2 protein-coding genes are annotated in these 3,636 nt (G+C 61.4%); both read left to right on the top strand.

Features of this window, described 5'->3' with window-relative positions; genetic code table 11:
• Window positions 1-584: 584 nt before the first annotated feature.
• Window positions 585-1,646 (top strand): TauD/TfdA family dioxygenase, encoded by a 1,062-nt coding sequence (locus HU767_RS25555; protein ID WP_186730793.1) that lies wholly within the window; start codon window positions 585-587, stop codon window positions 1,644-1,646.
• Window positions 1,647-1,680: 34 nt separating this feature from the next.
• The gene (locus tag HU767_RS25550; RefSeq protein WP_186710154.1) at window positions 1,681-3,390 is read left to right on the top strand and encodes a cyclic peptide export ABC transporter; all 1,710 of its coding nucleotides are present in this window, start codon (window positions 1,681-1,683) and stop codon (window positions 3,388-3,390) included.
• The last annotated feature ends 246 nt before the right edge of the window (window positions 3,391-3,636 follow it).

The raw sequence follows: 3,636 nt of genomic DNA, 5'->3' as shown, positions 1-3,636 counted from the left end.
GAAGAGGCCGGCCCATCCAACATCACTGCAAACTGGCCCGCCGCTTTCGCGAGCAAGCCCGCTCCCACAATGGATCTGCGGTGAACACAAGCCCCATGAACCCCCAAGATCTCCTGTGGGAGCGAGCCTGCTCGCGAAGAGGCCGGCCCATCCAACATCACTGCAAACTGGCCCGCCGCTTTCGCGAGCAAGCCCGCTCCCACAATGGATCTGCGGTGAACACAAGACCCATGAACCCCCAAGATCTCCTGTGGGAGCGAGCCTGCTCGCGATGAGGTCGGCCCATCCAGCATCACTGCAAACTGACCCCCGCCGCTATCGCGAGCAAGCTTGCTCCCACAGATCTGATGGGTGTACGACCGGGAGAGCCAGGTCGGCTATCAGGCCGCCTCGCTTTGGCTTTTGATCTTGATCTGGTGACGCCCCGTTAACCACGCTGGCTGAACGAAGCTGTTGCAACCTCTGTCCCGGTTTGCGGTGCCAGACATCCCCCCCGATCAATGTTTTTATCCTTGCCCGATGGTGGGTCGCATTGGTCCGGCCCTGCGACGTGGATCCGACGATCCGTGGTTCAGGAGTTATTGATGAGTCTTCAAACTGACGCTTCGCCCGTCATGCCCGCTGACGGGATCGCGGATTCGCTTGCCTGGCCAGGTCCTGGAACTGGCGAATCGATCAGGCTGTCATTGCTCGCCGACGGTTTGAGTTTGCCGGTGGTGATCGAGCCGGTTGAACCGGCGTTGAATCCTTCGCTGTGGGCCAGCACCCATCGCGAAGCCATCGAGGCGTTGCTGTGTCGCCATGGTGCGGTGCTGTTTCGCGGTTTCGATCTCGGCTCGGTGCCAGCCTTCGAGGCGTTCGCTGAAGCCTTGTCGCCCGGGCTGCATGGCAGCTACGGCGACCTGCCAAAGAAAGAGGGCGGACGCAACGTCTACCGCTCCACGCCGTATCCCGAACGCGAAATGATCCTGTATCACAACGAGAGTTCGCACCTGGAAAGCTGGCCGCGCAAGCAGTGGTTCTATTGCGAACAGCCATCACGGGTTGGCGGCGCGACGCCGCTGGCCGACATCCGCCAAGTCCTGCAATGCCTGCCGCCGCAGGTGGTCGCCCGGTTCGAACAAAAAGGCCTGAGCTACAGCCGCACCTTCACCGCCGGTGTCGAGCCGAGCTGGGCGTCGTTCTTCGGCACCACCGAGCGGGCCGTCGTCGAACAGCGTTGCCGGGAAGAGGGCACCGATTTCGAATGGCTCGACGACGAAACCCTGCAAGTGCGCACCCTTTGTCCGGCGGTTATCCAGCATCCGGTAACCGGGGAGCGGGCTTTTTTCAACCAGGTACAGCTGCACCATCCGTTTTGTCTCGGCGAGGAAATGCGCGAAGACCTGCTCGATATGTTCGGCGCCGATCGTCTGCCGCGCATGGTCAGTTACGGCGATGGAACGCCGATAGAAGACGACGTCATGGCGTTGCTCGGCGAGGCCTATGAGGCCTGTGCGGTCAGGTTCGCCTGGCGCAAGGGCGATGTGGTGATGCTCGACAACATGTTGGTCGCCCACGCTCGCGACCCTTACGAGGAGCCACGCCTCATCGTTGTGGCGATGGGCGAAATGATCGCCCAGGGCGACGTATGGCGACCGGCGTGAGCCCTTTCGTGACTCCATTCGAGGATAGCAACCCATGAAAAACGAGCAGAACGCGAAGAAAGAGAAGAAGCCAAAACCGGGCTCGGTCATGCGCCTGTTGTGGCGTAACCATCCCTGGCTGACGCTCTTTACGTTGATCTGCGGTGTCATCAGCGGGGTGGCGTCAATCGCGGTGGTGAGCGTGATCAACGAGGCTATCCACAATGACGGCTCTCGCCTGCAGGCGCTGTACTGGTTCATCGGGCTCAGTGCCACGGCGCTGATATTGCGCAATGGCGCAGCGTTGTTCCCGGCCTACGCCAGCATGCGAATCATGACGCGCTTGCGCATTGCGCTGTGTCGCAAGATTCTCGCCACGCCGCTGGAAGAAGTGGACCGGCGCGGCCCGCCCAATGTGCTGACGATGTTGACCAACGACATCCCGCAATTGAATACGACGCTGATCATCATGCCCACGATCCTGGTGGAGACGACGGTCTTTCTGTTCGGCATCGGCTACCTGGCCTACCTGTCGTGGGTCGTGCTGGCCTTGACGGTTTCACTGATGATCCTGGGGGTGGGGCTGTATCTGTTCTTCTTCTCCTGTGGCGTCAGGAACACGTCCCGGGTGCGGGATGAATACACCGCGTTCAATGAATACACCCACGCCCTGGTGTTCGGCCTCAAGGAACTCAAGCTCAATGGCGTGCGGCGCCGCTGGTTCGGGCGCTCGGCCATCGAGGCGTCTTCCACCCGTGTGGCGCGCTACAACTTCGTTGAGCGCCTTTGGTACACCGCCGCCGACAACGTCGGGCAATTCACGCTGTCGTTGCTGATCGGTTGCCTGCTGTTCGCCGCCCCCCTGGTCGGTGCCGTCGATCCGAAAATCATGACCGCCAGCGTCCTGGCCGTGTTGTACATCATGGGCCCGCTGTCGTTGCTGGTCGGGGCGATGCCCTTGCTGGCGGCGGGCCGGGTGGCTTCTACCCGTCTTGCGGAATTCGGTTTCTCAATCAACGGCCCGCACCCGGAACCCATCGAGACCGACGCGCCCAAGGTGCATCTGCTGGAGCACAAGAAGCCGTGGAATCGCATCGAACTGAAGGCCGTGCGCATGCACTACCAGGAGTTGCACGCCGAGAGCGGCTTCTCCCTGGGGCCCATCGACCTGACGGTGCAGGCTGGCGAGTTGATCTACATCGTCGGTGGCAACGGTTGCGGCAAAAGCACCTTGGCCAAACTTCTCTGCGGGCTCTACATCCCCCAGGAGGGTGAGATCCTGCTCGATGGCAAGCCGGTCACGGATGAAAGTCGCAACGACTATCGCGACCTGTTCTCCGCGGTGTTTTCCGATTTCCACCTGTTCAACCGCCTCATCGGCCCCGACGAAGAGGACGGCAGCCCGACGCTGGCGCGCAAGTACTTGGAAACCCTGGGGCTGGCCGACAAGATCAAGATCGAAGGACAGGGGTATTCCACCCTGAAGGCCTTGTCCTATGGCCAGCAAAAACGTCTGGCGCTGGTGTGCGCCTACATGGAAGACCGCTCGGTCTACGTACTGGACGAGTGGGCCGCGGACCAGGATCCGCCGTTCAAGAAGTTCTTCTACGAGGAGCTGCTGCCCGACCTCAAGCGTCGTGGCAAGACGGTGCTGATCATTACTCACGACGACCAGTACTTCCAACTGGCGGATCGCATCATCAAGTTGTCGGATGGCCAGATCATTTCCGACATCAACTGCGCCCTGCGCGACAAGCGAGCCTGAATGACCCTCCAGGCCCTGTCGTTCGGCTTGCGATGTCGCGACAGCACTGCCGGACCCCTGTGAAAACGCTTGGCATCAACCCACCCGGCAGGCGCGTATCCGCCGCCGGGTGGCGACGCCATGCACGAACGTCTGACCGTTCGACCGACCCCATGCCGCGCCGGCTACCTGCGCGGATTGCATCAACGCCAGGCGTGCCTGTTGCATTCAACCGGGCAGCACTGACAAATCTCTGAGAAGGATCGT

The sequence above is a fragment of the Pseudomonas sp. SWRI179 genome (assembly GCF_014268705.1).
Taxonomy (GTDB): domain Bacteria; phylum Pseudomonadota; class Gammaproteobacteria; order Pseudomonadales; family Pseudomonadaceae; genus Aquipseudomonas; species Aquipseudomonas zanjanensis.
The sequence above is the reverse complement of the archived record's forward strand: the minus strand, read 5'-3'. Positions and strand labels throughout refer to the sequence as shown.

What these genes read in the sequence shown, in the direction of transcription:
- HU767_RS25555 (WP_186730793.1), top strand. Translation starts at nt 585, where the DNA reads ATGAGTCTTCAAACTGACGCTTCGCCCGTCATGCCCGCTGACGGGATC.
- HU767_RS25550 (WP_186710154.1), top strand. Translation starts at nt 1,681, where the DNA reads ATGAAAAACGAGCAGAACGCGAAGAAAGAGAAGAAGCCAAAACCGGGC.